The sequence below is a fragment of the Stenotrophomonas sp. ASS1 genome, assembly GCF_004346925.1.
Classification (GTDB): domain Bacteria; phylum Pseudomonadota; class Gammaproteobacteria; order Xanthomonadales; family Xanthomonadaceae; genus Stenotrophomonas; species Stenotrophomonas maltophilia_A.
Window position 1 is genome coordinate 2,673,648 of record NZ_CP031167.1, and the last position, 25,140, is coordinate 2,698,787.

A 25,140-nucleotide genomic window follows, 5' to 3' on the forward strand; every position below is an offset into this window, starting at 1 on the left:
TCATCCACGCATGGCGTGGATCTACAATCCCTCCATGTCCTCTCCCGCCCTGCCCTGGAATGGCACGCTGCTGCTGGATGCTCACGTGGCCGTGCTGCAGGGCCACGCCGGTGGCAGCGATACGCACGCGCACTACGCCCATCAACTGTTGCTGAGCGAAGCCGCGCCCTGGCAGGTCGAGGTTGATGGCGTGCGGCACCAGGGCCAACGGCTGTGGCTGCCGTCATTCCAGCCGCACGCAATCCTGTCGGCGCCGGAAGCGGGCTGTACGGTGTTCCTCGAGCCCGCACATGCCGATCCCGGGCAGATCGAGCAGCACCTGCACGCGCTGCCGGGCAACGCGCTGGAGCTGCACGACTGGCTGCCACGGCTGAGTCGCCCGCAACCGCTGGACCGCCGCGTGCAGGCCGCGCTGTCCCGTATCGACCAGCACCTGCCCGGCCCGGTGCCGGCTGCCGATATCGCCGAGGCGGCGCATCTGTCGGCCAGCCAGCTGCATCGGCGCTTCCAGTCCGATCTGGCGGTGACCCTGCGCGGCTGGGTACTGTGGCAACGGCTGCGCCGCGCACTGATGCATCATCTGCGCGGGCACAGCCTGACCGACAGCGCGCACGCGGCCGGATTCGCTGACCTGGCCCATCTGTCACGCAGCCTGCGCCGCATGTTTGGCATCGGTGCCGCGCAGCTGCAGGGCCTGCAGCTGCACGCGGTCTGACATGTTCGATCATTCGCGCCTGCGCAGACCTTCCGGCAGCTCCGGTACCTCGCCATGCGGCAGTTCGCGGAACGGCGCCAGCAGCTGCCCGGGATAGTCACGCGGATAGTCCGGCTGGCTGCCGATGCCGAGGTCGCGTTGCTGCAGCCGATAGCCGGGCGCATCGAAGGCGGTCCCCAGCAGGTGATCCCAGACAGTCAGGAACAGGCCGAAGTTGACGTCGCCGGCGGTGCCGTAACGCATGTGGTGGAAGCGATGCAGCGGTGCCCAGGCCATCACCCGGCCCAGCACGCCGGGGCGCATGTCCACGTTGGAATGCTGCAGCAGCAGCTGGATGGCAATGGCGAAGGCCAGCACCGCGGCTACCGGCATCGGCAGGCCCAGCACCAGCAGCGGCAGCACGCCACCGACCGCTTCGGCCGCCTGGTGCAGCGGATGCTTCATCAGTCCGTTGAAACCATACATGCGGGTCACGCTGTGATGCACCGCATGCAGCCGCCACAGCCAGCCGATGCGATGGCTGGCGTAGTGCACCAGGGTGATGCCGAGATCGGCGCAGATGACGGCCAGCAGCACCTGCAGCGCGAATGGCCACTGCAGCGGCCAGGCCTGCCACGGAATGATGGCTGCCAGCAGTGGCACCGCCGCGATCGACAGCAGGTTCAGGCTCTCGTTGACCAGCGCATGCAGGGTGTCACGCAGGCTGTCGCCGTGATCGTGGTTGAACGCGGGGTCATACGGCCAAGCACGTTCGGCAGCGAACGAGACCGCGATGGCAACCGCCAGCAAGGCCAGCAGCCATAGCGGGTCGCCGTGGAGGTGGCCGACCCAGGCCACGGCGGCGGCAACGAAACCCAGCAGGAACAACGGGGCATACAGGCGGAGCATCCAGTGCTTCATGGGCAATCCGGAAAGTAAGGGGCCTGCATGCTGGCGCCGCGTATGGGGCGCCGGCTTGAACAAACGGCGCAACCCGGCGCGCTCCCCGGTGGATGACCATCGTGGACGGCACCACGTTTCCCACATCCATGCATGGCGTGGATCTACAATGGCGCCCTCATCGCGCCCGGGACCGGCATGGATTCCTTCAACCTGATGCGTGCCTTCCGCCGCATCGTCGAACGCGGCGGGCTGGCCCGCGCCGCCGAAGACCTGGGCATGTCGCCGGCCGGCCTGAGCAAGCAGCTGCGCACCCTGGAAGCGCACCTGGGCGTGGTGCTGCTGCAGCGGACCACGCGGCGCATGAGCCTGACTGAGACCGGCCACGCCTATTACCGCGAATGCTGCCGCCTGCTCGACGAGCTGGAGGCGCTGGAACGCGGCATCGCCGAACAGCGCGGCGACGTGGCCGGGCGCCTGCGCGTCAATGCACCGCAATCATTCGCGCTGAGCACGCTGTCGCCGCTGCTGCCGCGCTTCCTGCAGCAGCACCCGCAGCTGTCGCTGGACCTTGTGATGGAAGACCGCCTGCTCGATGCGGTGGGCGAAGGTTTCGATGTGTCGCTGCGGTTGCGTGCCGAGCTGGATGACTCGCGGCTGGTGGCGCGCCGGCTGGCCTCGCTGCAGCAGGTGCTGTGCGCGGCCCCGTCCTACCTGCGGCAGCATCCGGCACCGCAGGCGGTGGACGATCTGCAGACGCACAGCGTGCTGGCTTACAGCCTGTCCGACTCGCCCGGCAGCTGGCCGCTGCTCGGCCCTGATGGGCAGGTAACGATCACCCTGCCGGCGCGCGTCACCGTCAACAACAGCCTGCTGCTGCGCGACCTGCTGGTGGCCGGCATGGGCATCGGCGCCCTGCCCTCGTTCCTGGCGGCACCGGCGCTGGCCCGTGGCGAACTGCAGCAGGTGCTGCCCGACCACCGCTATCCGCCGCGCTTCGTGCATGCGGTCTACCCCACCTCGCGCCACCTGCAGCCCAAGGTGCGTGCCTTCATCGATTTCCTGCACGCCGAGCTGCCCGGCTGCGCTGGCCTGGATTCGTAACCGCCAGCGAAAACTGAGCTGCCCGCGGCGTGCTGTTTCAGACGCGCCGCGCTGCCTACTCTGCCGCCTCCCCTCTCACCGATGGCAGGCAGATGTCTTCCGTTCCTTCCCCCGCCACCGCCGCGCCGGTGGTCGATTTCTTCCACGACGTGGTCTGCGGCTGGTGCTTCGTGCTGGCCCCGCGCCTGCAGCAGGTCTCCGCCGAACTCGGCATCCAGGTGCGTCACCGCAGCTTCGTGCTGCAGGACTCGCGCGCGCAGATGATCGAGGTGTTCGGCTCGATGGAGCGCGCCAAGGCGATCATCCTGCGCCACTGGACCGACTGCGCCGCGCATGAAGACACTGCGCGCATCGATATCGAAGGCATGCGTGCACAGGACTTCGAGTATCCGTCCGGCTGGCTCGGCGCACTGGCCTGCCAGGCCGCCGGCATGCTCGGTGGCAACGACGCCCATGGCGCGATGTTCGATGCCGTGCAGTGGGCGCACCTGCACCAGCACCGCAACATCGGCGACGCCGAAGTACTGCTGGATATCGCCGAAGCACTGGGCCACCCGCGTGGCGCCTTCGCTGACCACATGCGCAGCGACGCAGCAGCCCGGCGTGTGCAGGCTGACCGTGCCGAAGCCGCGACCCTCGGCATCCGCTCCATTCCCACCGTGATCGGCGGCAACGGCCTGCGCCTGCAGACCCTGCCGCTGCCGCAACTGCGCCAGGCCCTGGCGCACCTGGTCGCGGCCTGAGCCGCACCGTCCCCCACCCTGCAAGGAGATTCCCCATGACCTCACGTACCCTGGCCACCGCGCTGGCCCTGCTGCTGGCCGGCACCGCCGCTTCCACCACCGTGTCCGCGCACGAACGCGTTCCCTCCGGCCAGCAGGTCGGCACCAGCCCCTGGGGGCCGAAGGACGAGATCGGCCGCCTCAACCTGATCACCGAGGCCTCGCGTGCGGCGATCCTGTCGCGGGTCAGCGGCGGCAAGGCCTATGATCTGGCCACCGAATACTACGTTGGCATGCCCAGCTGGCAGGATGCCGGCGACCCGCACTACCAGTTCTGGATGACCCACACCCCGCGCGGCACGGTGATGGATGATCCGATGGGCGTGGGTGAAACCATGAACCTCACCCGCAGCTACACCGGCACCGCGTTCTCGATGTACAGCCACACCGGCACCCACATCGATGCGCTGAACCACTTCGGCATCCACGGAAAGATCTGGAACGGCTTCGAGGCCGACAAGCACCTCGGCGACCGTGGCTGGAATGTCACCGGCATCGAGAAATTCCCGCCGCTGATCGCGCGTGGCGTGCTGATCGACGTGGCCGGCGCCAAGGGCGTGGACATGCTGCCTGACAGCTACCGCGTCACCCGCCAGGACCTGAAGGATGCGCTGGCACGCCAGCAGGTGAAACTGCAGCAGGGCGACGTGGTGCTGATCCGCACCGGCCGCATGCGCCTGTTCGAACAGCCCAAGGCCTACATGGCCAACCCGCCGGGCATGGGCCTGGACGCGGCGCGCTTCCTGGTGGAGGACAGCGGCGCGATGATCGTCGGCGCCGACAACCTCAGCTTCGAGACCTTCCCCTCGGAGGTGTCCGACGACTACGTGCCGCTGCACACCTACCTGCTGGCCCAGCAGGGCGCGCCGATCATCGAGCTGGTGGCGCTGGACGAACTGGCCCGCGACAAGGTCTATGAGTTCGCCTTCATCGGCGGCCCGCTGAAGATCCGCGGCGGCGATGCCGCGCCGCTGCGCCCGGTCGCGCTGCCGGTGCGCCCGTAACCGGGAGTGCCCGTGCCTGTAGGTGCCGACCCTGGTCGGCACCGTTTTCCCATCCACGCATGGCGTGGATCTACTGGAGAGAACCCTGGTAGATCCACGCCATGCGTGGATGCTTTACCCCTTCAGCAACCTGAAACCCGACCTTCCGATTTCATTAGTAATTCTACTCACAAGGCGAGTAGCATGTCCGGTCTCAGCCCCTGATACCGGCTCGTCGATACTCGCGCCATGCCCGCCGTTTCCGCCCGTTCCTGCCGCTTCCAGCCCGCTCGGCGCCTCCCTTGGAGGACCGGCTGATGGGTGCTGTCGTCGCCCTCGACCGGCTGCTGGACGGGCGCCAGCTGTGGCGCGGCCCGGCTCGCCAGGGACCGGCCAGCGACCACCTGGCCAGCGGTCACCCGGCACTGGACGCACGCCTGCCCGGCGGTGGCTGGCCAGCCAGCGGGCTGTGCGAGGTGCTGCAGGCCGCGCCCGGCGTGGGCGAGCTGGCCCTGGTCTGGCCGGCGCTGGCGAAGCTGAGCCAGCGCGACCGCCCGATCGTGCTGGTCGCCCCGCCCTACCGCCCGCATGCCCCGGCCTGGGCTGCAGCCGGGCTGGACCTGGCCCAGCTGCAGATCATCCACGCCGCGCCGAAGCAGGCGTTGTGGGCTGCCGAACAGTGCCTGCGCTCGGCCGCCTGCGCGGCGGTGCTGTGCTGGCCACACCAGGCCGACGACCGCTCACTGCGCCGCCTGCAGGTGGCTGCCGACAGCGGCCAGTGCCTGGGCTTCGTGTTCCGCGAGGCGCAGGCAGCGCGCAACCCCTCCCCGGCCAGCCTGCGCCTGCAGCTCGACCACGGCCAGGTGCGGGTGCTGAAGTGCCGTGGCGGCCTGCCACCCGCACAGCCGTTGCCACTGGCCATCGCCCACTGAGGCCGCGTCATGCATTGGGCCTGCCTGTTGTTGCCGCAGCTGGCACTGGACAGCGTGCTGCGCCTGCAGCCGGACCCGCAGCGGCCACTGGTGCTGCTGCAGGGGCCGGCACAGCGTCGCGTACTGCGTGCGGTCAGCCCATCGGCACGCGCAGCGGGGCTGCGCCCGGGCATGCTGCTGTCGGCTGCGCAGGTGCTGGTGCAGGACATGCACCTGCACGACTACGACCCGAACGCCGAACAGCACACCCGGCAGCTGCTGGCCAGTTGGGCCTACGCCTACAGCTCGCAGGTCAGCCTCGATTTTCCGCACGCGCTGGTCATGGAGATCGGAGCCAGTCGCGCCCTGTTCGGTGACTGGCTGACGATCGAAAAGCGCCTGCGCGGCGAACTGCATGAGCTTGGTTTCCGCCATCGCCTGGTGGCCGCACCCACCGCGCATGCCGCGCGCGTGCTGGCCAACGTCCACGACGGCCTCGGCATCGATGCGCAGCAGCTGCCAGCAGCACTGGCGCAGCTGCCGTTGCCGCGTTGCGGCCTGCCCAGCGACGCGGTGACCGTGCTCGGTCGTTCCGGGCTGCGCACGCTGGGTGCGGTGCTCGAACTGCCGCGCGACAGCCTGGCCCGGCGCTTCTCACCCGAGGTACTGCAGCAACTGGATGCGCTGCGCGGCCTGCCCACCGCGCCACTGCGTTACTACCAGCCACCGGACCGTTTCGATGCGCGCATCGAATTCGAATACGAGATCGAATCCAGCCAGGCCCTGCTGTTCCCGCTGCGTCGCCTGCTGCTGGACCTGGCCGCGTTCCTGTGTTCGCGCGATGGCGGCGTACAGCGCTTCGACCTGCACTTCGAGCATGACCTGCTGCCGGCCAGCGTGCTGACCATCGGCCTGCTGGCACCCGAGCGCGATCCCGCGCTGCTGTTCGAGATCGCGCGCAACCGCATGGAAGCCTTTGCCCTGCCCGCCGGCAGCCGTGCACTGCGCCTGCAGGCCGAGCAACTGCCACCATTCGTGCCCGCTGCGCGGGATCTTTTCGATACCCGGCCGGCACAGGCGATGCCCTGGAACCAACTGCGCGAGCGCCTGCGCGCGCGGCTGGGCGATGACGCCGTGCAGCCGCTGGCGGTGCAGGCCGACCATCGTCCCGAACGCGCCAGTGGCAGCCAGCCTGCGGCCAAGCCTCCGTCGTACTGGCCGCTGCGCCCTGGCTGGTTGCTGGACACCCCGCAACCGCTGCGTGATCCGCGGCTGCGCATCGTCACCGGCCCGGAGCGGATCGAATCGGGCTGGTGGGACCAGGCCGACGCGCGCCGCGACTACTACGTGGTGGAAACCGCACACGGCCAGCGCGGCTGGGCTTTCCGTGAGCGCAACGATCCGCATGCGCCGTGGATGCTGCACGGCTGGTTCGGCTGAGCCGCCATGCACAGCGAACTGCCCGGCTACGCCGAACTGCACTGCCTGTCGGCCTTCAGTTTCCAGCGTGGCGCCTCGATCGCCGAAGAACTGTTCGCGCGCGCTGCCGGCCAGGGCTACCGCGCGTTGGCGATCACCGACGAATGCTCGCTGGCCGGCATCGTGCGCGCCTGGCAGGCCGCCAAGACGCATGGCGTGGCGCTGATCGTCGGCGCCGAATTCCAGATCGAGGACGGGCCGAAGCTGGCCCTGCTGTGCACCGACCAGGCCGCCTACGCCGGTCTCTGCCAGTTGATCACCACCTGCCGGCGGCGCGCGGCCAAGGGCGAATACCGCTGCCTGCGCGAGGACCTGCTCGGCCTGCCCGAGGGCCTGCTGTGCCTGTGGCTGGACCGGCAACCGGCCGCCACCGATCTGGAACTGCTGCGCGCCGGCTTCGATGATCGGCTGTGGCTGGCGGTGGAACTGCACCATGAGCATGACGACGCGCGTCGCCTGCAGCAGCTGCAGGCCTTCGGCGAACGCCACCACCTGCCGCTGGTGGCCAGTGGTGATGTGCACATGCACGTGCGCCGCCGCCGCGCCCTGCAGGACACACTGACCGCCATCCGCCACCGCTGCAGCGTGGCCGAGGCCGGCTGGCGCCTGTTTCCCAACGGCGAGCGCCACCTGCGCCCGCGTACCGCGCTGGCCCAACTGTATCCGCCCGAACTGCTGGCCGAGACCCTGCGCATCGCCGAGCGCTGCCACTTCACCCTGGAGCAGCTGCAGTACACCTATCCGCGCGAACTGGTACCCGAGGGCCACGACCCGGACAGCTGGCTGCGCGTGCTGGTCGAGCGCGGCATCCCGTGGCGCTGGAAAGGCGGCATCGAACCGGCACAGCGCAAACAGATCGAGCACGAACTGGCATTGATCCGGGAAAAGAACTACGCCTCGTACTTCCTCACCGTGCAGGACATCGTGCGCTTCGCGCGCAGCCAGGACATCCTCTGCCAGGGTCGTGGCTCGGCGGCCAACTCCGCGGTGTGCTTCGTACTGGGCGTGACCGAGATCGACCCGGCACGCAGCAACCTGCTGTTCGAGCGCTTCATCTCCGCCGAGCGCGACGAACCACCGGACATCGACATCGACTTCGAGCACGAGCGCCGCGAGGAAGTGCTGCAGTACGTGTTCAAGCGCTATGGCCGCGAGCGCGCCGCACTGACCGCAGTAGCAATCAGCTACCGTGGCCGCAGCGCGATCCGCGACGTGGCCCGCGCGCTCGGCCTGCCGATGGACCAGGTCAACGAATTGGGGGCGGCGATGGACCACTGGGGCGGCCACGTACCGTTGCCGGAGACCCTGCGCGAGCGCGGCTTCGATCCGGATACGCCGTTGATGCAGCGCCTGCTGGCACTGACCACCGAACTGATCGACTTCCCCCGCCACCTGTCGCAGCACCCGGGTGGTTTCGTCATCTCCGAGCATCCGCTGTCGACCCTGGTGCCGGTGGAAAACGCGGCGATGGCCGACCGCACCGTCATCCAGTGGGACAAGGACGATCTGGATGCCACCGGCCTGATGAAGGTCGACTGCCTGGCGCTGGGCATGCTCACCGCCATCCGCAAATGCCTGGCGATGTTGAAGCAGCACGGCCTGCATGAAGGACGCATGGATGCGATCCCGCCCAAGGATGCAAAGACCTTCGACATGATCTGCGCCGCCGACACCATCGGCGTGTTCCAGATCGAATCGCGCGCCCAGATGGCGATGCTGCCGCGCATGCAGCCACGCACGTTCTATGACCTGGTGATCGAGGTGGCGATCGTGCGCCCTGGCCCGATCCAGGGCGACATGGTGCACCCCTATCTGGAGCGGCGCCGGATCCTGCGCGAAAAGGGACCGGACGCGTTGAACGACCCGGACAACCCGCTCTACCCACCGCAGCTGGAACGCGTGTTCGCACGCACGCTGGGCGTGCCGCTGTTCCAGGAACAGGTGATGCAGCTGGCGGTGGAAGCGGCCGGCTACACGCCGGGCCAGGCCGATGCCCTGCGCCGCTCGATGGCGGCGTGGAAGCGCCGTGGCGGTCTGGAACCGCATCGCGAGAAGCTGCTGGCCGGCATGCTGAAGAACGGCTTCAGCCGCGAGTACGGCGAGCACCTGTTCGAGCAGATCAAGGGCTTCGGTGACTACGGTTTTCCGGAAAGTCACGCCGCCAGTTTCGCCCTGCTGACCTATAACAGTTGCTGGCTGAAGTGCCATCACCCGGCCGCGTTCACCGCCAGCCTGATCAACAGCCAGCCATTGGGCTTCTACAGCCCCGACCAGCTGCTGCAGGATGCGCGCCGGCATGGCATCCGCGTGCTGCCGGTGGACGTGCGCCACAGCGACTGGGACTGCACGCTGGATTTCAGCAAGGGCGCGGCGGCGATCCGGCTCGGCCTGCGCCTGGTCGATGGCTGCAACGAGCCCGCCGTGCAGGCCATCATGCGTGAACGTGCGCGGCGCCCGTTCGACGATGTGGGTGACCTGTGCCAGCGTACCGCTCTGGACCGCCGCCAGCAGGGCCTGCTGGCCGATGCCGGGGCGCTGCGTGGGCTCAGCGGCCATCGCCATCGTGCGCGCTGGGATATCTCCGGTGTGGAAAACCGGTTGCCGCTGTTCGACCAGGCCCGCGCCACCACCGAAGCCCGCGTGCCACTGCCACTGCCCAGCGCCTGGGAAGACATGCAGGCCGATTACCGCAGCACCGGCACCACGCTGGGCCGCCATCCGATCTCGTTCCTGCGCGCGCAACTGCGCAGCCGTGGCTGCCTGGATGCCGCACAACTGGCTGCCCACGGCCATGGCCGGCGCGTGCGCATCGCCGGCCTGGTGCGCATGCGGCAGCGCCCGCAGACCGCCAGTGGCGTCACCTTCCTCACCCTTGAAGACGAGACCGGCATGGTCAACGCCGTGGTCTGGCGGCACCTGGCCGATCGCCAGCACCGGGTGCTGGTCGATACCCAGCTGATGCAGATCGATGGCCGCCTGGAACGCGTCGATGGCGTGCAGCACGTCATCGTGCAGCGCATGCACTGCCTGGATGAACTGCTGCAGGGACTGCGCAGCCACAGTCGCGATTTCCACTGACGATACACAACGTCACACAACGAACTGGCCATTGCCGGTCCGCATCCGCTATCGTCGGCACATCCAAGGAAGGACGACCCGATGTCCCGTGCGCTGCTGCTGACCACCCTGGTGGTCTCGACCCTCGCCCTGCTTGTTTCCGGCTGGACCGCCTGGAACCTGCATCGCAGCCAATCGCCACAGCGCATCATCGAGGCACGCGGGCTGATCATCCACGATGCAAGCGGCCAACCGCGGGTAATCCTCGGCGCACCGGTTCCCGATCCGCTCAGCCAGGGCCGCACCCAGGGGCCGCGCGCCACCGCCTTGTCCGGCCTGATCCTGCTCGGCCCCGACGGCTCCGAACGCGGCGGCTACGGCACCAGCGACCGCGGCGGCGAAGCCCTGCTCACCCTGGACGATGCCACCGGCACCACCGAAGTGTTCAAGGTCGTCGCCAACCCCGACCGCGGTGCCAGCCTGATGGTCAAGCACCAGAACAACACCGGCGCCATGCTCACCTCCTGGCAGGGCAAGCCGGAGCTGATGTTCGTCGATGACAGCGGCCAGTCCTACTACGTGCGCCCCGGCGCCAACGCCGCGCCCTGATCGGCTTCTGTAGCGTCGAGCCATGCTCGACTGCCGGTCATGTAGAGTCGAGCCATGCTCGACTGCTTCTACACAACAGCAGCCGAGCATGGCTCGGCTCTACAAAAGCGAAGCAAAGTCGAGCAAGCTCGACGCTACAGACCGCACACCGCTGCCAGGTCATCGGCCAGCTGCCGCAGCTGCGCCGATCCCAGCGCCGCACACGTAATGCGCAGCCCATGTCCCGGCGCTGCCACCGCGAACACTTCGCCTGCGCGCACATGCCATCCGCGCGAAGCCAGTGCCAGCACCTGCGGATGGCTGTCGGTTGGCAACGGCAGCCACAGGTTCAATCCTTCCATCGGTTGCGGTGTCGGCACGCCCCGCGCACGCAGCAGTTCCTGCAGCGACTGCAGGCGCTGCTGGTAACGCTCACCTGCCGAGGCGATCTTCGCCCGCTGCGTCGCCGACGCCAGCACCGAAGTCGCCGCATCCTGCAGCAGATGGCTGACCCAGCCGGTGCCGGACGCCAACCGCAACCGCAACCGCGATGCGGTCTCCTCATCGCAGGCCAGCCAGGCCAGCCGCAGGTCCGGACCCAGTGGCTTGGACAACGAACGCAGCACGGCCCAGCGACGACCATCCAGCGGCAGCACCGAGTGATAGGCCTGCTGCGAAAGCAGCGCGTAGTGATCGTCGATCAGCACCGCCACCTGCGGGTAGGCCGCCAACAGCTGCCGCAACGCCCGCGCCCGCTTCGCATCCAGGCTGGCCCCGGTCGGGTTGTGTGCCCGCGGGGTCAGCAGCACCGCGCGTGCGCCGGCCTCCAGCGCCTGCCGCAGCGAATCGACCTGCATGCCATGCGCGTCCACCGCCACCGGCAACGGCGCATGGCCCACCGCATTGAGCACGTTGAGGCTGCCGAGGAAGCACGGATCCTCCACCGCGATGCGATCCCCCGGCAGCAGCCACGCCGCCAGCAGGCGTTCGATGCCGTCGACCGCGCCATGGGTCAGCTCCAGCGCATAGCCCTCCGGGCAGTCCGCATCCAGCGAGGCCCTTGCCAGCGCCTGCAACCTCGGGTCGACCGTGCCTACGCCGTACAAACGCGGCGCGGCCGGCGCCAGGCGCAGGTTCGGCAGCAGGCGCGGGTCCGGGTTGCCACCGGCGAGGTCCTGCAGCGCCAGCCCTGGTGTGCTGCCCTCGCGCGCCAGCGTCGGCGGCAATCCGCGCACCACCGTGCCACGACGGCCCGCCGTGCTGGCCAGGCCCGCCGCATCCAATCGCTTGTAGGCAGCGGCCACCGTATTGCGGTTCACCCCCAGCTGCTCGGCCAGCTCACGCACCGGCGGCAGCACGCTGCCAGCCAGCAGACGGCCCTTGCCGATGCCGTCGCGGATGCTGTCGAAGATCGACTCGGCGCTATGCCCGGTGATTTTCATTTTGTCCTATGCCAAAATATCTCTTGTCCTGTGCCAGTGTATCCCACCCTGGCCACCCTGCATTGGAGGTACCCGCATGCCCCTTGCCGCTGCCGACTGGCCCGTCGCCCAGTCCGTTGAACAGATCGCCGCCAACCTGGTCACGGTGCGCCAACGCATCGCCGACGCCTGTGCACGTGTCGGCCGCGACCCGGCCAGCGTGCGCCTGCTGCCGGTCAGCAAGACCGTCGATGACGCCCGCATCCGCATGGCGGTGGCCGCAGGCTGTCACGAACTGGGCGAGAACAAGGTGCAGGAGGCGCAGCGCAAGGCCGAAGCAATGGCCGACCTGGGCGTGCACTGGTCGATAATCGGCCATCTGCAGACCAACAAGGCGCGCTACGTGGCACGCTTCGCCAGCGAGTTCCAGGCGCTGGACAGCCTGCGCGTGGCCGAGGCCCTGCAGCAGCGCCTGCAACTGGAAGACCGCACGCTGGATGTGTTCGTGCAGGTCAACACCTCGGCCGAACCGAGCAAGTACGGACTGGAACCCGACGCAGTCGAGGCCTTCGTGCAGCAGCTGCCGGCCTTCGATCGCCTGCGCGTGCGCGGCCTGATGACCCTGGCCATCTTCACCCCCGAGGTCGAGCGCGTGCGCGCCTGCTTCGTGCGCCTACGTGACCTGCGCGACCAGCTGCAGCGCGTCGCCCCACCCGGCCTTGACCTGTCGCAGCTGTCGATGGGCATGTCCGGTGATTTCGAAGTGGCCATCGAGGAAGGTGCCACCGTGGTCCGCGTCGGCCAGGCCATCTTCGGTGCCCGCGCCACCCCGGACAGCTTCTACTGGCCGAACAGCGGAGCCCCGGCATGAAGCACGCGGTTGTGCTGCAACACGTTGCCTTTGAAGACCTCGGCACCCTGCAACCGTTGCTGCTGGCCCAAGGCTGGCAGCTGCAGGTGCTGCAGGCCGGTATCGACGCGCTGGACTCCGCCGCAACAGCCGACCTGCTGGTGGTGCTGGGCGGCCCGATCAGTGCCAATGACACAGCGACCTATCCCTTCGTCACCGACAGCATCGCCCTGCTGCAGCGCCGGCTGCAGCAGCAGCGGCCAACCCTGGGCATCTGCCTGGGTGCACAACTGATGGCGCGTGCACTCGGTGCCAGTGTCGCTCCCAGCGGCGGCAAGGAGATCGGCTTTGCGCCACTGCTGCTGACCGATGAAGGCCAGCGCTCGCCGCTGCAGGCCCTGCAGGGCATTCCGGTACTGCATTGGCATGGTGAGGCGTTCGACCTTCCGGCCGGTGCACGCCGCCTGGCCAGCACGCCGGCCTGCCGCCACCAGGCCTTCGCCATCGGCAACCACGCACTGGCCCTGCAATGCCATCCGGAACTGGACGCCCGCCAGTTCGAGCGTTGGCTGGTCGGCCACACGCTGGAGCTGGCCCAGGCCGGCATCGATCCGAATGATCTGCGCGCGCAGGCGCGTCGCTATGGCGCACCACTGGCCGCGGCCGCCACCGCGATGTTCGACCATTGGCTGCAGGACCTGCCGGAGACACCGCGATGAACTATCGATTGCAGATCCACCGCGATGGCGTCTATTGGGGCCACTTCGACTGCAGCGGCCCTGATGCCCTGCAGCGCATGGACGCCATCGCGGCACAACTGCCTGCGGATCAGGGCTTCCAGCTGAAACGGCAGAAAGGTGTTGGCGAAGAGCGCATCCTGTCCAGCAATGCCGACGGCCTGCGCGTACTGGCTTCGCAGATCCAGTACCGCGACCTCTGATGATCGTCACGGTAGTGCCGGCCGCTGGCCGGTACTCGAATCTGCCGGCCAGCGGCCGGCACTACCGCGGCTGTTCGGCCGCGTGCGAAGCTTCACCGATGCTGACCCTGCAACGCGGCAACCACCACGGACTGCTCATCGCCCCGCGCTGGCCCTCCACCCGCATCCAACTGGAAGAAGAGGTACTGCAACGCCTGCTCGACGCGCAGGCAATGCTGCCTGTGGGGCTGCGGCTACTGCTCACCCGTGGCTTCGAACCCAGCCACAGCCGTCTCGGTGGCTTCCGCCGCCTGGTGCGTCGGCTCGGCATCACCCTCTTCCGTGCCTGTTATCCGCAGCGCCGGGATGAAGTCGACGCCATCTTCGGTGCCAACGGCCACGACATCGATGGCCGTCATGTCGATGTCTCACTGGTACTGCACGGCAAGCGGCTGCGGCTGCTGCCCCTGGGCGTGTTCACCCCACTGCGCTGGCAGGATCGTCGCGTTGCCCTTCATTCCGAAGCCGTCGCGCAGGTGAAGCGCAGCCTGCAGCAGTGCGGCTTCGAGCTGCATCACAACGCCACCGAAGCCCTGCAGATCCACTGCGACTATCGTCCGCGCTGACGCCGCGGTGACCCATGCGTGCCGTGCCTCGCGCCATGGATGCAAATGATTCTCTTTTGCTGTAAGGTGCAGCCGCTGCCCTTGCCGCCGCGGGCTGTTCCCTTTCCCAGTTGTCGCCCGCCCCGTGTCCACGCCTGTCGAACCGACGGATGTCGCGCAGCTGTGCGCGGCCCATTACCGGCCGCTGCACGCCCATGTCCGCCGCAAACTCCCGCAACGCAGCGACGCCGATGACGTCGTCCAGGAAACCTGGCTGCGTGTCGTCAAAGTCGCCGCCAGCGGCCTGCTGAGCAACGGCCGCGCCTATCTGTACCGCGTCGCCCACAACCTGATCGCGGATCACTACCGGCAGCGCCAGCGCCGTCGCGAAGAGGTACTGGATGACACGCAGCTGCAGGCCATCGCCGATCCTGCACCACTGCCCGAGCAGCGACTGCTCGACGCCGAACAGCTGCGCCGCCTCGACGCGATCATCGCCGCGCTGCCACCGCGCTCGCGCCAGGTGTTCCTGCTGGCGCGGGTTGAACAGTTGGCGCTGGCCGAGATCGGGCGCCAGCTCGGCATCAGCCGGCAGACCGCGCATGGCCATCTGCTGCGCGCACTGGTCGCCCTGCAGCAGGTGCCGGGCGCATGAGCCTGGACGCGATCGCGCGCGAAGCTGCACGCTGGTGGCTGGACGGGCACGACGGTGGCCGCGACGAGAACGCGTTCGAGCAGTGGTACCAGGCCGACCCCCGCCATGCTGCGCAGTACCGGCATCTGCAACACCTGTGGCAGGCCGGTGCGACGCTGCCCAGCCTGCAGCGGCAACAGCAGCGCAGGCAACGCCGTCGCCTGCGCGAAGCCGGCATTGCGGTTCTGTTGCTGTGCGCGCTGGGTCTCTACAGCCGCCATGTGTCGCCGCCTGTAGCGCAGGTCCTGCGAACGGCCGCTGGCGAGATCCGCGAGGAGACCCTTCGGGATGGCTCGCATGTCCTGCTGTCACCCGGCAGCGAAGTGAAGGTGCGCATCGATGGGCAGCGCCGCCAGCTCCAGCTGCAGCGCGGCCAGGCCTGGTTCCAGGTCGCCGCCGATGCCGACCGGCCCTTCCAGGTGCATACCCCACAGGGCACCGTCACTGCACTGGGGACCGCATTCGATCTTGCCGTGCAGGGCAACAGCAGCGTGGTCACCGTTACCGAGCATCGCGTGCGCGTGGACAGCGGCAACGTCAGCATGCTGGCTGACCACGGCGAACAGCTGCGCTTCGATGGGCAGGCAACAGCCCATGCAACAACGACCGCCCCCGGAGCATTGGCCTGGCGCGAGCGGCGCCTGCATTGGGTCTCGGCCCCACTGGCCGACGTCACGCAGGGCCTGGACCGCTGGCATGGCGGGCACACGTGGGTCGTCGGCGAGCAGCTGCGCCAGCAGCCGGTCACCCTGCTTGGCAGTGCCGACGGTGCGGCCGGCAACCGCGACCAGTTGGCCACTCAGTTGCAGGTGCGCGTGCTGCGCCTCGGCGCGGGCATACAGGTGTGGCTGCCGCCACGCAGGGAACAGCGTGATGGACCCTGACATCCGGCCTGCGGCTGCGTCTACCCAGGATGACGACGCTCTGCGTCAGCCCCTGGAGCCCCCGATGCTGTGCCCCCGCCCCCTTGTCCTCGCCCTGTCGCTGGCCTGTACCAGTGCCCTTCCGCTGCTGCCCGGCAGTGCCCACGCACAGACCGCCACCCGTACCTACGATCTGCCCGCACAGCCGCTGGCTGCCGCGCTGGATGCCTACAGCCGGCTGACCGGAGTCGATCTGGTGATCGGCGCGGCGCTGCCCGCTGGCCATTCGGCGCCTGCGCTGCGCGGTGACTTCGACGATGCGCAGGCCCTGTCGCGCCTGTTGGCAGGCAGCGGCCTGCGCCCGCGCTTCGTCGATGCGCGTCGTGCCGCCCTGGAGCCGGCACCGGCTGAACGCGCCGATGGCAGCCGTCGCACTGGCCCGCTGCGTGTGCAGGGTACTACCGCACACGGTCAGGCACCGGGTGCCGGCGCCAGTCAATATGTACCGGCCACCCGCGATGGCTTTGCGCCCTCGGTGGGCAGCGAGCGCGTGGCGATGGCCGAACGCCAGGAAGGCAACAGCCTGCTGCGTTCGATGCCGGGCACCCACAGCTTCCATTCGCGCAGTCAACCTGGCCTGCAGGTCAACATCCGCGGCATGACCGGTGCCGGCCGGGTCAACACCATGATCGACGGTGTCACCCAGACCTTCCGCAACAATGCCGGGCACGGCTCGGGCGGCCCGTTCGCCTATGTCGATCCCTTCCTGCTGGCCGGTGTGGACGTGCAGCGCGGTGCGGTCGCCGGTGGTGATGGCGCCGGCACGCTGGCCGGCAGTGCCAACTTCCGCACGCTGGACATCGACGATCTGCTCGGCGAGGGGCGCGACTGGGGCCTGCGTGCGGGCTACCGCCACGGCAACAACGGCTACGGCAGTGGCCGTACCTTCGCCGGTGCCTGGCGCCACAGCGAAGAGGGTGGCGACCGCCAGTTCGGCCTGCTGGCCGCCGCCAGCAGCAGCCGCAGCAGCGAATACGCGACCGCACGCGGGCAGAAGAACAACGCCGATCCGGGCAGCCAGCAGCCCAGCAGCTGGCTGTTGAAGGCGCGCCTGCAGCCCAGCGACCAGCATCGGCTGGACCTGAGCCACATGCGTTACGAAAACGACTTCTACCACAACTATCCGTGGCAGATTTCCGCGCGCAACCAGCGCGCCAGTTACCACTACACACCCTATTCGCCGTGGATCGACCTGCGTGCGACCTTCGCCAGCAACAAGACCCGGCTGTTCTACCCGCCGGTGGAGGACTCCAGCTACATCGGCCGCCGCACCCACAGCAGCCTTAGCAGCTGGACCGTGGACAACACCAGCCGCTTCGACATCGGTGCACTGCAGGCGCGCTGGAACACCGGCATCAAGCACCAATCGGACATCTATGTGGCCGATACGCCCATCCTGCGCGGTGCCAACCCGCAGGGTCGCAGCCAGCTGGACAGTGTGTTCAGCACGCTGGAGCTGCAGTACGACATCTATGCCCTGACCGCAGGACTGCGCCAGGACCGCTTCGGCATCCGTGGTCACATCCCGGTGTGCTCGGATGTGCCCGGCCAGTGCGCGGAGATCAATGGCGGCGACATCGACGTGCGTCGCACAGAGCGCGCACTCAGCCCGAGCCTGGCGGTTTCACTGCAGGCCACCGACTGGCTGCAGCTGTTCGCCGAGGTCTCGCGCACGTCGCGGCCGCCGCGCGTGCAGGAAATGTTCTTCGAGAAGATCCCGCTGGAGGACGCCAGCGTCGCCGACGGCATCGGCGCCAATCCGTTCCTGCGCCGCGAGCGCTCGCGCAACCTGCAGTTCGGCGCCAACCTCAGCACCGACTCGCTGCTGGTCGACGGTGACCTGGCACAACTGCGGGTCACCCGCTTCGACAACCGCATCCGCGACTACATCAAGCCGCAGTACCTGCTGATCGTGCATCCGCCGGAAGTGGAACCGTTCGTGGTGCCGATCGACAGCGATCCGCAGCTCAATGCCTGGACCGATGTGCTGGACGCCGACGACTTCAGCGCCACCACGCGCTGGATGAACCACCCCGGCGTGGTGCGCATGCGCGGCATCGAACTGGAAGCCCATTACGCCAGCGAGCACTACCACGCCACGCTGAGCTGGACCCGCTCGCGCACCAGCGCGCCGGCCATCGAGTTCGTCAACCTGGAAGACATCACTGCCCTGCCCGACCGCTACTGGACGCTGGACGTGGGCGGCCGCTGGTGGCAGCAGCGCGTGCAGGCCGGCCTGCGCGCCGAGTACTCCGGCCCGACCGAGGAAGGCTACGACTTCTTCCAGACCCGCAAGACCGGCGGCACCGGCGTGCTGCTGGACTTCTACGCCAGCTTCAAGCCGCAGGCCAACACCACGCTGTGGCTGAACATCGAAAACCTGCAGAACAAGGCCTATGACAACAATGCCTCGATCGACAGCATCTTCAGTCCGATCCTGGACCGCGGCAACGGCCGTGGCCGCACCGTCTCGATGGGCGTCAATGTGGCGTTCTAGCCGCCACTGGCTGCCGCTGTGCCTGCTCGCGCTCGCGTCGATGGCCAGCGCGCAGCCGATGCCCGGCAAGGTGCTGGACCTCGCCAGCGGCCAGACCCTGGACGAAGCTGCGTTCGTGAAGCGCGCAGCGAACGCTCCGCGACTGCTGCTGGGCGAACGCCACGACCTGGCCGGTGACCACGCTGCCCAGCGCTGGCTGCTGCACGCGCTGCAGCAGCAGCGTCCACAAGGCGCGCTGGTGCTGGAGATGATTGCCAGCGAACGCCAGCCGCGCCTGCAGCGGGTGCAGCGCTGGCTGGCCAAGGGCAACCATGCCGACGGTGCGCGCCTGCAGGAGTTGCTGGGCTGGGATACACGATGGCCGTGGACCGCCTACGGCGGGCTGGTGCAGGACGCCACCGCTGCCGGCATCCCCTTGTTCGGCGGCAATCTCGCGCGCGTCGAGGTCAACGCCCACCTGGCGTCCGCTGATGCGGCGCGGTTCCCGGTGCCCGCCGCCCGCCAACGCCTGTCGGATGTGGTACTGGCCCAGCACGCAGACGCGGCACCGATGCTGGAAGGGATGCTGGCCGTGCAACAGGCCCGCGACACGCGCATGGCACAGGTGCTGACCGCAGCACCCACACCCGCGCTGCTGGTAGCCGGTCGCTGGCATGTGCTGCGCGGCACCGGGGTGCCGGGCTACCTGTCACCGGATACGCCTGCGCTGGTGATCGCATTGGCCTCGCCGGGTGAAACCGTCGGTGCTGCTGATGCCGATCTGCTGTGGGTGCTGGACGATGAGTGAGCGCGGCCAACACTGGCAGGCGATCGTGATCACCGTCGTCCTGCACCTGCTGCCCCTGCTGCTGTTGGTGCACTGGGTTGCAATGCCGCCGATGCTGCCACCGCCGGAGCAGGACGTGCGCATCAGCCTGCGCCTGCTGGCACCGGCCACGCCGCCACAGCCCGTAGAGGAGCGCCAGGCCGATACCCCCAGCCAGGCGCAGCAGGCGCGTGCATCGCAACCGACCAAGTCGCCGCCACCACCGAAGCCTACCGCCGCGCGCGAGGGCGAGTTGGCCGCCAGCGAAACGGGCGGGACGGGTCGAAAGCCGCTGCCGGTCGCCCCGCCTGCGGCCGCGACCGATGCAAGTCCCGCACCGGCATCGATCACGGCCGCGCCGCCCGCTCCAGACGCGCCACCGGCGGACTTCCAGGCCGGCGCCGCCAGCGACCAGTGGGAAGCCCGCCTGATGGCGCGGCTGGAGCGTTACCGCTATTACCCTGCCGCCGCGCGCTCGCGCCGGCAGCAGGGCACTGCCTGGGTCAGGGCCAGCATCGACCGCGAAGGTCGCCTGCTGGCGCTGCGGCTGGAGCAGTCCAGTGGCCAGCCGATGCTCGATGACGCTGCGCTGCAGACCTTCCGTCGCGCGCAGCCGCTGCCGCCCATTCCCGATGAACTGAAGGCACCACAGGAACTGGTGGTGCCGGTGGAGTACTACCTGCGCTAGGCGGCGTAGGCCTCCGCCTCGATCTCGAACAGCATGCCGTCCAACGCCAGTCGCGGCACCGGGATCAGCGTGCAGGTGGGCGCCGCGCGGTTCGGCCAGCGCCGTCGCACCTGGTGGGCGATGATGCCCAGCCGGTCCTCATCGTGGTCGACCACCAGGATGCGCAGCCGCGCCACATCGGCCAGACTTGCCTGCGCCGATCGCAGCGCGGTCTGCAGGTTGTCCAGCGCCTGCCCGACCTGTTCTTCGAAGCCGGGCGAGAGGCGGCCCTGGGCATCTTCGCCGCCCTGCCCTGCGACATGGATCACCCGCGCCGGCAGGCGCACCACCGCCACGTGAGAGTAGCCGTTGGCCGAAGGATCGTAGAGACCCGGTGGATTGAACAGTTCCATCAGGCCATGGCTGAGGTCCGGTGTGGTCAGCAGGTTCATGCCGCGCGCCTCGTGGGGGATGCCGGCAGTCTGTGACCTCAACTCCGGTTGAGGTCAAATGGGTCCTGTGCAACAGAGTAGTCCGCCATGCGCAACGATCGCGCGTTCCCGTGGACTCGAGCCTGCTCGACTTCCACCGACCAGAAGCAGTCGAGCAAGACTCTACAGAAGCGTGGTCACGTCCACGCTGGGTCTGCGGTGAAATCAATGGTCAACCAGAACGTGCTGCCCCGCGCATCCAGCCGCACTGCAATCTCGTCACGCATCGCATCGACCTCGCCCACTGAACCCAGCGGCGTGGCCGGGTCGGCCAGCACGTGGATCTCGATGAAGCGCATCCGCCCCATCTTCGCCACATGGCTGGTGAAACCGGCATAGCCACGCTCGGCGACGAACGCCTGCATCACCCGCTGCACGCGCCGGTCCAGATCATCCGGTGCCACCTGCAGCACTTCGCGCATGGCCTTCCAGGCACTCCGCGCCGGCACCGGCAACACCGCCAGGCTGATCAACGCCAGCACGATCGAATCCAGGTACGGCACCCAGTGGTGCCACTCGCCACCGTGCAGGACCAGCGCCAACACGAAGGCCAGCACCACCGCCAGGCTCATCAACCCGCCCAGCAGCCAGCCGCGCACATCCAGCCACAACAGCGCGGAGCGCAGATGCCGCGCCCGCTGGGCGACGAACGCCGCCATCGCCAGGTTGCTGGAACTCAGCAGCGCCGCCCACCACAGCGCGGGCCCGAATTTCACCTCGTGTCCGCCCGTGGTCAAACCGATCACCGCGTTGGCCAGCGCATACACGCAGGCCAGCGACAGGATCACACCGCCCAGCGCCTCGACCATCGGCTCCAGGTGCCAGTAGCCGTACTGGAAGCGCGGGCTCTGTTCCCGCGCCACCAGCCGCAGCACCGACAGCGACACCAGGGTCAGGGCAACGTCGACCAGGCTGTACACACCGTCGAACAGGATGGCCTGCGATCCCACCAGCAGGCCACCGCTGAAGCCGACCACGCTGACCGCGATGGTGACCCCGATCGAGAACTTCAGGATGCGTTGCTCGCGCGCGGTATCCATCGTTCGCCGAAGGGCCGACCGTCGCCGGTCAGGCCTTCAGTACCTCCACCTTGTACGAGGTCACATCGCCGTCGTTCTCGATGATGAGCCCGTGCACGTCCGACTCGAAGCCCGGGAAGCGGGCATTCTGCTCACGGGCGATGCGCAGCGACTGGATGATCGGCTCATCGCTGTCGCCGAAGCGCTCGCCCGGCATGATGGTCGGAATGCCCGGCGGGTACGGCACCAGCATGGTCGCGGCGATGCGACCACTGACCTGCTCGATGTCGACCCGCTCGATCTCGCCCTTCACCAGGTGGTTGTAGGCATCGGCCGGGGTCATCACCGGGGTTGGCAGATCCACGTACATCTCGCGCATCACCTTGGCCACCGCGAACTCCTGGTTGAACGCATGCAGCGCGTCGCACAGGTCACGCAGGCCCCAACCGGCGTAGGTATTCGGATAGTCGGCGGCCAGCGTCGGCAGTGCCTGGCTGAGCGGCGCATTGCGGTCGTACAGTTCCTTGAACGCCATCAGTTCGGTGACCAGGGTGCTCCACTTGCCCTTGGTGATGCCCATCGAGAACAGGAACAGCACCGAGTACAGGTTGGTCTTCTCCACGGTGATGCCGCGGCCCCACAGGAACTTGCTCAGCACCGCCGCCGGAATGCCCAGCTTGCCCATGCTGCCGTCCATCACCAGGCCCGGCGTCAGCAGGGTCACCTTGATCGGGTCGATCAGAACATAGTCATCCACCAGGTTCTCGAAGCCGTGCCAGTGCGCATCCGGCTGCAGGTACCACTCCTCGCGTTTGGCCACCATCGGTGCCGGCGTATCGCCCTTGTCCAGACTGCGCTCGACCTGGGTCGGCTGCCACACGCTGAACCACCAGTCGTCGCGGCCGAGATCATCGCGGACGTGCAGCATCGCGCGGCGGAACGCGATCGCCTCGTCGTGCATTTCCTGTACCAGCGAACGGCCGGCATCGCCTTCCATCATCTTCGACGCCACATCGCAGGCCGCGATCACCCCGTAATGCGGGCTGGTCGAGGTGTGCATCATGAACGATTCGTTGAAGCGCTCGGCATCCAGGTCGCGCTGCGCCGAGTTGCGCACGTGGATCATCGAGGCCTGCGAGAACGCGGCCAGCAGCTTGTGCGTGGAATGCGTGGTGAAGATGATCGCATCCTGCTCGCGCGGCTTGCCCTTGGCCATGCCGTAGTGGTTCTCGTAGAACGGATGGAACGCAGCGTAGGCGTACCAGGCTTCGTCGAAATGCAGGAAGTCCACCGCGCTGCCGATCTCGTCGGCGATCTTCTCGGCGTTGTAGCACAGGCCATCGTAGGTGGAGTTGGTGACCACCGCGATGCGCGGCTTGGAGCCGGCCTTGTAGGCCTTGCTGGCCAGCGGGTTGGCGGCGATACGCTGCTGCAGCGACTCGGGCGTGAACTGGTCCAGGCTGATCGGGCCGATGATGCCATGCGCGTTGCGGCTGGGAGTGAAATACACCGGCACCGCGCCGGTCATGATCAGCGCGTGCAGCAGCGATTTGTGGCAGTTGCGATCGACGAACACCACATCGCCACGGGCCACCGTGCCATGCCAGACGATCTTGTTGGCGGTGGAGGTTCCATTGGTGACGAAGAAGGTATGGTCGGCACCGAAGTTGCGCGCCGCCTCGTTCTCGGCATCCTTGATCGGGCCGGTGTGGTCGAGCAGCGAGCCCAGTTCCGGCACCGAGATCGACAGATCGCTGCGCAGCGTGTTCTCACCGTAGAACTGATGGAATGCACGACCGACCGGCGACTTGGTGAACGCCACGCCGCCGGCATGGCCTGGCGTGTGCCAGGAGTAGTTCGACTCGGCCGCATGGTGGATCAATGCCTTGAAGAACGGCGGCAGCAGGTTCTTCATGTAGTCTTCGGCCGCGCGCATCACCTGCCGCGAGATGAAGCTCTTGGTATCTTCGAACAGGAAGATGAAACCGTGGATGTACTTGAGCAGCTTGCTCGGCACCTTCTCGATGGTGCGGCGCTCGCCGTACAGGAACACCGGCAGATTGGCGCGGCGTGCGCTCTGCTCGCGCAGGAAGGCGGTCAGGCGCTGGAACTCGCCATCCACCTCTTCACTGCCGTCGATCGAGATCAGCACCGCCGAGGCCGCCACGTAGGTGCGGGCACCGGCGCGGGCATCATCCAGGTTCAGGCCGCACAGCACGCGCTGGTCGTTGCTGCGCAGCTCTTCCACCAGGGCGCGGATCAGGATGCCACCGATGCGCGGCGACTCGTAGTCGTTGTCGATGACAATGACCGGGTAATCCAGGGACTTGAAGTACACGTTGATTCTCCTTGACTAACTCAGGAACGCTGGGCGCCGGCGCTGATGGCCGATGCCTCGCGGGCGCGCTGCCGCTGCTGGCGGCGCTCCTCGCTGAAGAAGGGATAGAACACGGTGATGAACAGCACGAACAGGAACGCGTACTGCACGATGGTTCCCGACGAGCCGTAGATCGCCCACAGGCAGTAAACGACGGTCAGGCTGGTCAGGGTCCAGAACGCACCGGTGTGGACCAGGGTGTGCGAGCGCTCGACCACGAAGTAGCAGGCCACGCACGAGTAGATGTAGGGCAGCAGGGTCAGCACCACCGCCGCCGATGTGATCACGTCGAACTGTGCCGACGCGGTTTCCGAGGTGGAGGTGACCAGCACCGCCAGGGTCATCAGCACGGCCACGATCAGCACACCCTTGACCGGCACGTCGTCCTTGTTGGTCTTGCTGAAGATGCTCGGGAACAGGCCGTCATCGGAGGCCGCCTTGGCGCTCTGCGCGGTCAGCAGGATCCAGCCGCCCAGCGAACCGGCGGCACCGATGAAGGCACACAGGCTGACCAGCGCACCACCCCAGCCACCGACGGCCTTGGCCGCAGCCAGTGCGAACGGCGCATCGGAAGTCTGCAGTTCGCCATTGGGCACCATGCCCATGATCACCGAGGAACTGGCGATGTAGGCGATGGCGGCCAGGAACACACCCGCCAGGGTGGCGCGGGCCACGTTCTTTTCCGGATTCTCCACCACGCCGGCAGTCACCGAAGCGGATTCGACGCCGATGAAGGCCCACAGGGTGAGTGCCGCGGCACTGGAGATCGCGCCGAAGTTGGATTCATCCGACACGTTGTAGGCGCCCTTGAAGATGTCGGCATCGAAGAAGAACCAGCCGAAGATGGCGATACCCAGGATCGGCACCAGCGCAAAACTGGTGGTGACGGTCTGCACCCGGCTGACGAACGCCGGACCGATCACGTTGGCGAAACTCAGCGCCCACACCAGGATCAGCACCGCGATGCAGCGCACCAGCGGCTCGGACAGGATCGGGAAGAAGTAGCTGAAATAGCCCACTGCGGCGATCGGAATGGCGACGTTGCCGATCCAGTTGGCGAACCAGTAGATGGTGTTGGTCTGGAAGCCCATGTACGGCCCGAACCAGTCGCGCGCATAGGCGTACGGGCCGCCCGCCTTGGGTGCCAGCTTGCCCAGCTTGGCGAACACGAAGGCCAACAACAGCGCACCGGCGGTGGTGATCAACCAGCCCCAGATCGAGGCGGTGCCAATCTTGGCCAGGCTCGATGGCAGCAGGAACACGCCTGAGCCCATCATGTTGCCGGCGACGAGGAAGGTGGCTCCGACCACCCCGATTTTCTTTGCTTCTGCCATGACGATCTCCGGTACTGGCATGAGCCCGGCAGCACCGGGC

Annotated in this window: 23 protein-coding genes; 17 read left to right on the plus strand and 6 right to left on the minus strand. The window is 67.8% G+C overall.

Annotated features, from left to right (window positions below; all coding sequences use genetic code 11):
• The first annotated feature begins 10 nt into the window (after window positions 1–10).
• Window positions 11–715 carry an AraC family transcriptional regulator gene (locus tag MG068_RS12465; RefSeq protein ID WP_132810349.1) on the plus strand — a complete coding sequence of 235 codons (705 nt, stop codon included), beginning with the start codon at window positions 11–13 and terminating at the stop codon, window positions 713–715.
• 9 nt (window positions 716–724) lie between these two features.
• Here the strand turns inward: MG068_RS12465 and MG068_RS12470 are convergent, their stop codons facing one another.
• Window positions 725–1,615, minus strand: coding sequence for a sterol desaturase family protein (locus MG068_RS12470; RefSeq protein ID WP_012511388.1), 891 nt, complete (start codon window positions 1,613–1,615; stop codon window positions 725–727).
• 132 nt (window positions 1,616–1,747) lie between these two features.
• Here MG068_RS12470 and MG068_RS12475 point away from each other — a divergent pair, with 132 nt between their 5' ends.
• The 7 genes from MG068_RS12475 (at window position 1,748) to MG068_RS12505 (ending at window position 10,519) form a co-directional block, all read left to right on the plus strand.
• The gene (locus MG068_RS12475) at window positions 1,748–2,698 is read left to right on the plus strand and encodes a LysR family transcriptional regulator (RefSeq protein ID WP_193391257.1); all 951 of its coding nucleotides are present in this window, start codon (window positions 1,748–1,750) and stop codon (window positions 2,696–2,698) included.
• Window positions 2,699–2,790: 92 nt separating this feature from the next.
• Window positions 2,791–3,441 (plus strand): DsbA family oxidoreductase, encoded by a 651-nt coding sequence (locus MG068_RS12480; protein WP_132810350.1) that lies wholly within the window; start codon window positions 2,791–2,793, stop codon window positions 3,439–3,441.
• A 35-nt stretch (window positions 3,442–3,476) separates the two neighbouring features.
• Window positions 3,477–4,484: a cyclase family protein gene (locus tag MG068_RS12485; protein ID WP_049422824.1), complete on the plus strand. Its 1,008-nt coding sequence runs from the start codon at window positions 3,477–3,479 to the stop codon at window positions 4,482–4,484.
• A gap of 296 nt (window positions 4,485–4,780) precedes the next feature.
• Window positions 4,781–5,395, plus strand: a complete 615-nt coding sequence (imuA, locus tag MG068_RS12490) for a translesion DNA synthesis-associated protein ImuA (protein ID WP_012511391.1) — start codon at window positions 4,781–4,783, stop codon at window positions 5,393–5,395.
• Window positions 5,396–5,404: 9 nt separating this feature from the next.
• Window positions 5,405–6,814: a Y-family DNA polymerase gene (locus tag MG068_RS12495; RefSeq protein ID WP_132810351.1), complete on the plus strand. Its 1,410-nt coding sequence runs from the start codon at window positions 5,405–5,407 to the stop codon at window positions 6,812–6,814.
• A 6-nt stretch (window positions 6,815–6,820) separates the two neighbouring features.
• Complete coding sequence (locus MG068_RS12500; RefSeq protein ID WP_132810352.1) at window positions 6,821–9,931, plus strand: error-prone DNA polymerase; 3,111 nt, start codon at window positions 6,821–6,823, stop codon at window positions 9,929–9,931.
• An 81-nt stretch (window positions 9,932–10,012) separates the two neighbouring features.
• A complete protein-coding gene (locus MG068_RS12505; RefSeq protein ID WP_012511394.1) occupies window positions 10,013–10,519 on the plus strand; it encodes a hypothetical protein in 507 nt (168 codons plus the stop codon).
• 134 nt (window positions 10,520–10,653) lie between these two features.
• On the opposite strand, the gene ptsJ is transcribed toward MG068_RS12505, so the two are convergent.
• Window positions 10,654–11,940 (minus strand): MocR-like B6 salvage transcription factor PtsJ, encoded by a 1,287-nt coding sequence (gene ptsJ, locus MG068_RS12510; RefSeq protein ID WP_132810353.1) that lies wholly within the window; start codon window positions 11,938–11,940, stop codon window positions 10,654–10,656.
• Between the two features lie 76 nt (window positions 11,941–12,016).
• Here ptsJ and MG068_RS12515 point away from each other — a divergent pair, with 76 nt between their 5' ends.
• The 9 genes from MG068_RS12515 to MG068_RS12555 all read left to right on the plus strand — a co-directional run bounded on the left by MG068_RS12515 (window position 12,017) and on the right by MG068_RS12555 (window position 19,900).
• Entirely contained in the window at window positions 12,017–12,790 is a 774-nt protein-coding gene (locus MG068_RS12515) for a YggS family pyridoxal phosphate-dependent enzyme (protein ID WP_132810354.1), read from the plus strand.
• A complete protein-coding gene (locus MG068_RS12520; protein WP_107432356.1) occupies window positions 12,787–13,488 on the plus strand; it encodes a glutamine amidotransferase in 702 nt (233 codons plus the stop codon). The genes MG068_RS12515 and MG068_RS12520 overlap by 4 nt, the downstream gene beginning before the upstream one ends.
• Window positions 13,485–13,709 (plus strand): hypothetical protein, encoded by a 225-nt coding sequence (locus tag MG068_RS12525; RefSeq protein WP_032129370.1) that lies wholly within the window; start codon window positions 13,485–13,487, stop codon window positions 13,707–13,709. The genes MG068_RS12520 and MG068_RS12525 overlap by 4 nt, the downstream gene beginning before the upstream one ends.
• Before the next feature lie 98 nt (window positions 13,710–13,807).
• The gene (locus MG068_RS12530; RefSeq protein ID WP_132810355.1) at window positions 13,808–14,314 is read left to right on the plus strand and encodes a hypothetical protein; all 507 of its coding nucleotides are present in this window, start codon (window positions 13,808–13,810) and stop codon (window positions 14,312–14,314) included.
• Between the two features lie 124 nt (window positions 14,315–14,438).
• On the plus strand, window positions 14,439–14,948 hold the full coding sequence (locus MG068_RS12535; RefSeq protein ID WP_132810356.1) for an RNA polymerase sigma factor: 510 nt from the start codon (window positions 14,439–14,441) through the stop codon (window positions 14,946–14,948).
• Window positions 14,945–15,871: a FecR family protein gene (locus MG068_RS12540; RefSeq protein WP_132810357.1), complete on the plus strand. Its 927-nt coding sequence runs from the start codon at window positions 14,945–14,947 to the stop codon at window positions 15,869–15,871. The genes MG068_RS12535 and MG068_RS12540 overlap by 4 nt, the downstream gene beginning before the upstream one ends.
• 64 nt (window positions 15,872–15,935) lie before the next feature.
• Window positions 15,936–18,407: a TonB-dependent receptor gene (locus tag MG068_RS12545; protein ID WP_132810358.1), complete on the plus strand. Its 2,472-nt coding sequence runs from the start codon at window positions 15,936–15,938 to the stop codon at window positions 18,405–18,407.
• Window positions 18,394–19,194 carry a ChaN family lipoprotein gene (locus MG068_RS12550; RefSeq protein ID WP_132810359.1) on the plus strand — a complete coding sequence of 267 codons (801 nt, stop codon included), beginning with the start codon at window positions 18,394–18,396 and terminating at the stop codon, window positions 19,192–19,194. Before MG068_RS12545 ends, MG068_RS12550 begins: the two co-directional genes overlap by 14 nt.
• Window positions 19,187–19,900, plus strand: coding sequence for an energy transducer TonB family protein (locus MG068_RS12555; protein ID WP_049398426.1), 714 nt, complete (start codon window positions 19,187–19,189; stop codon window positions 19,898–19,900). The genes MG068_RS12550 and MG068_RS12555 overlap by 8 nt, the downstream gene beginning before the upstream one ends.
• On the opposite strand, the gene MG068_RS12560 is transcribed toward MG068_RS12555, so the two are convergent.
• The 4 genes from MG068_RS12560 to adiC form a co-directional block, all read right to left on the minus strand.
• Complete coding sequence (locus tag MG068_RS12560) at window positions 19,897–20,331, minus strand: RidA family protein (RefSeq protein WP_132810360.1); 435 nt, start codon at window positions 20,329–20,331, stop codon at window positions 19,897–19,899. The genes MG068_RS12555 and MG068_RS12560 overlap by 4 nt on opposite strands.
• 176 nt (window positions 20,332–20,507) lie before the next feature.
• Window positions 20,508–21,410 (minus strand): cation diffusion facilitator family transporter, encoded by a 903-nt coding sequence (locus tag MG068_RS12565; RefSeq protein WP_132810361.1) that lies wholly within the window; start codon window positions 21,408–21,410, stop codon window positions 20,508–20,510.
• A gap of 28 nt (window positions 21,411–21,438) precedes the next feature.
• Window positions 21,439–23,727, minus strand: coding sequence for an Orn/Lys/Arg family decarboxylase (locus tag MG068_RS12570; protein ID WP_132810362.1), 2,289 nt, complete (start codon window positions 23,725–23,727; stop codon window positions 21,439–21,441).
• Window positions 23,728–23,747: 20 nt separating this feature from the next.
• Window positions 23,748–25,100: an arginine/agmatine antiporter gene (gene adiC, locus MG068_RS12575; RefSeq protein WP_132810363.1), complete on the minus strand. Its 1,353-nt coding sequence runs from the start codon at window positions 25,098–25,100 to the stop codon at window positions 23,748–23,750.
• Window positions 25,101–25,140 lie beyond the last annotated feature (40 nt).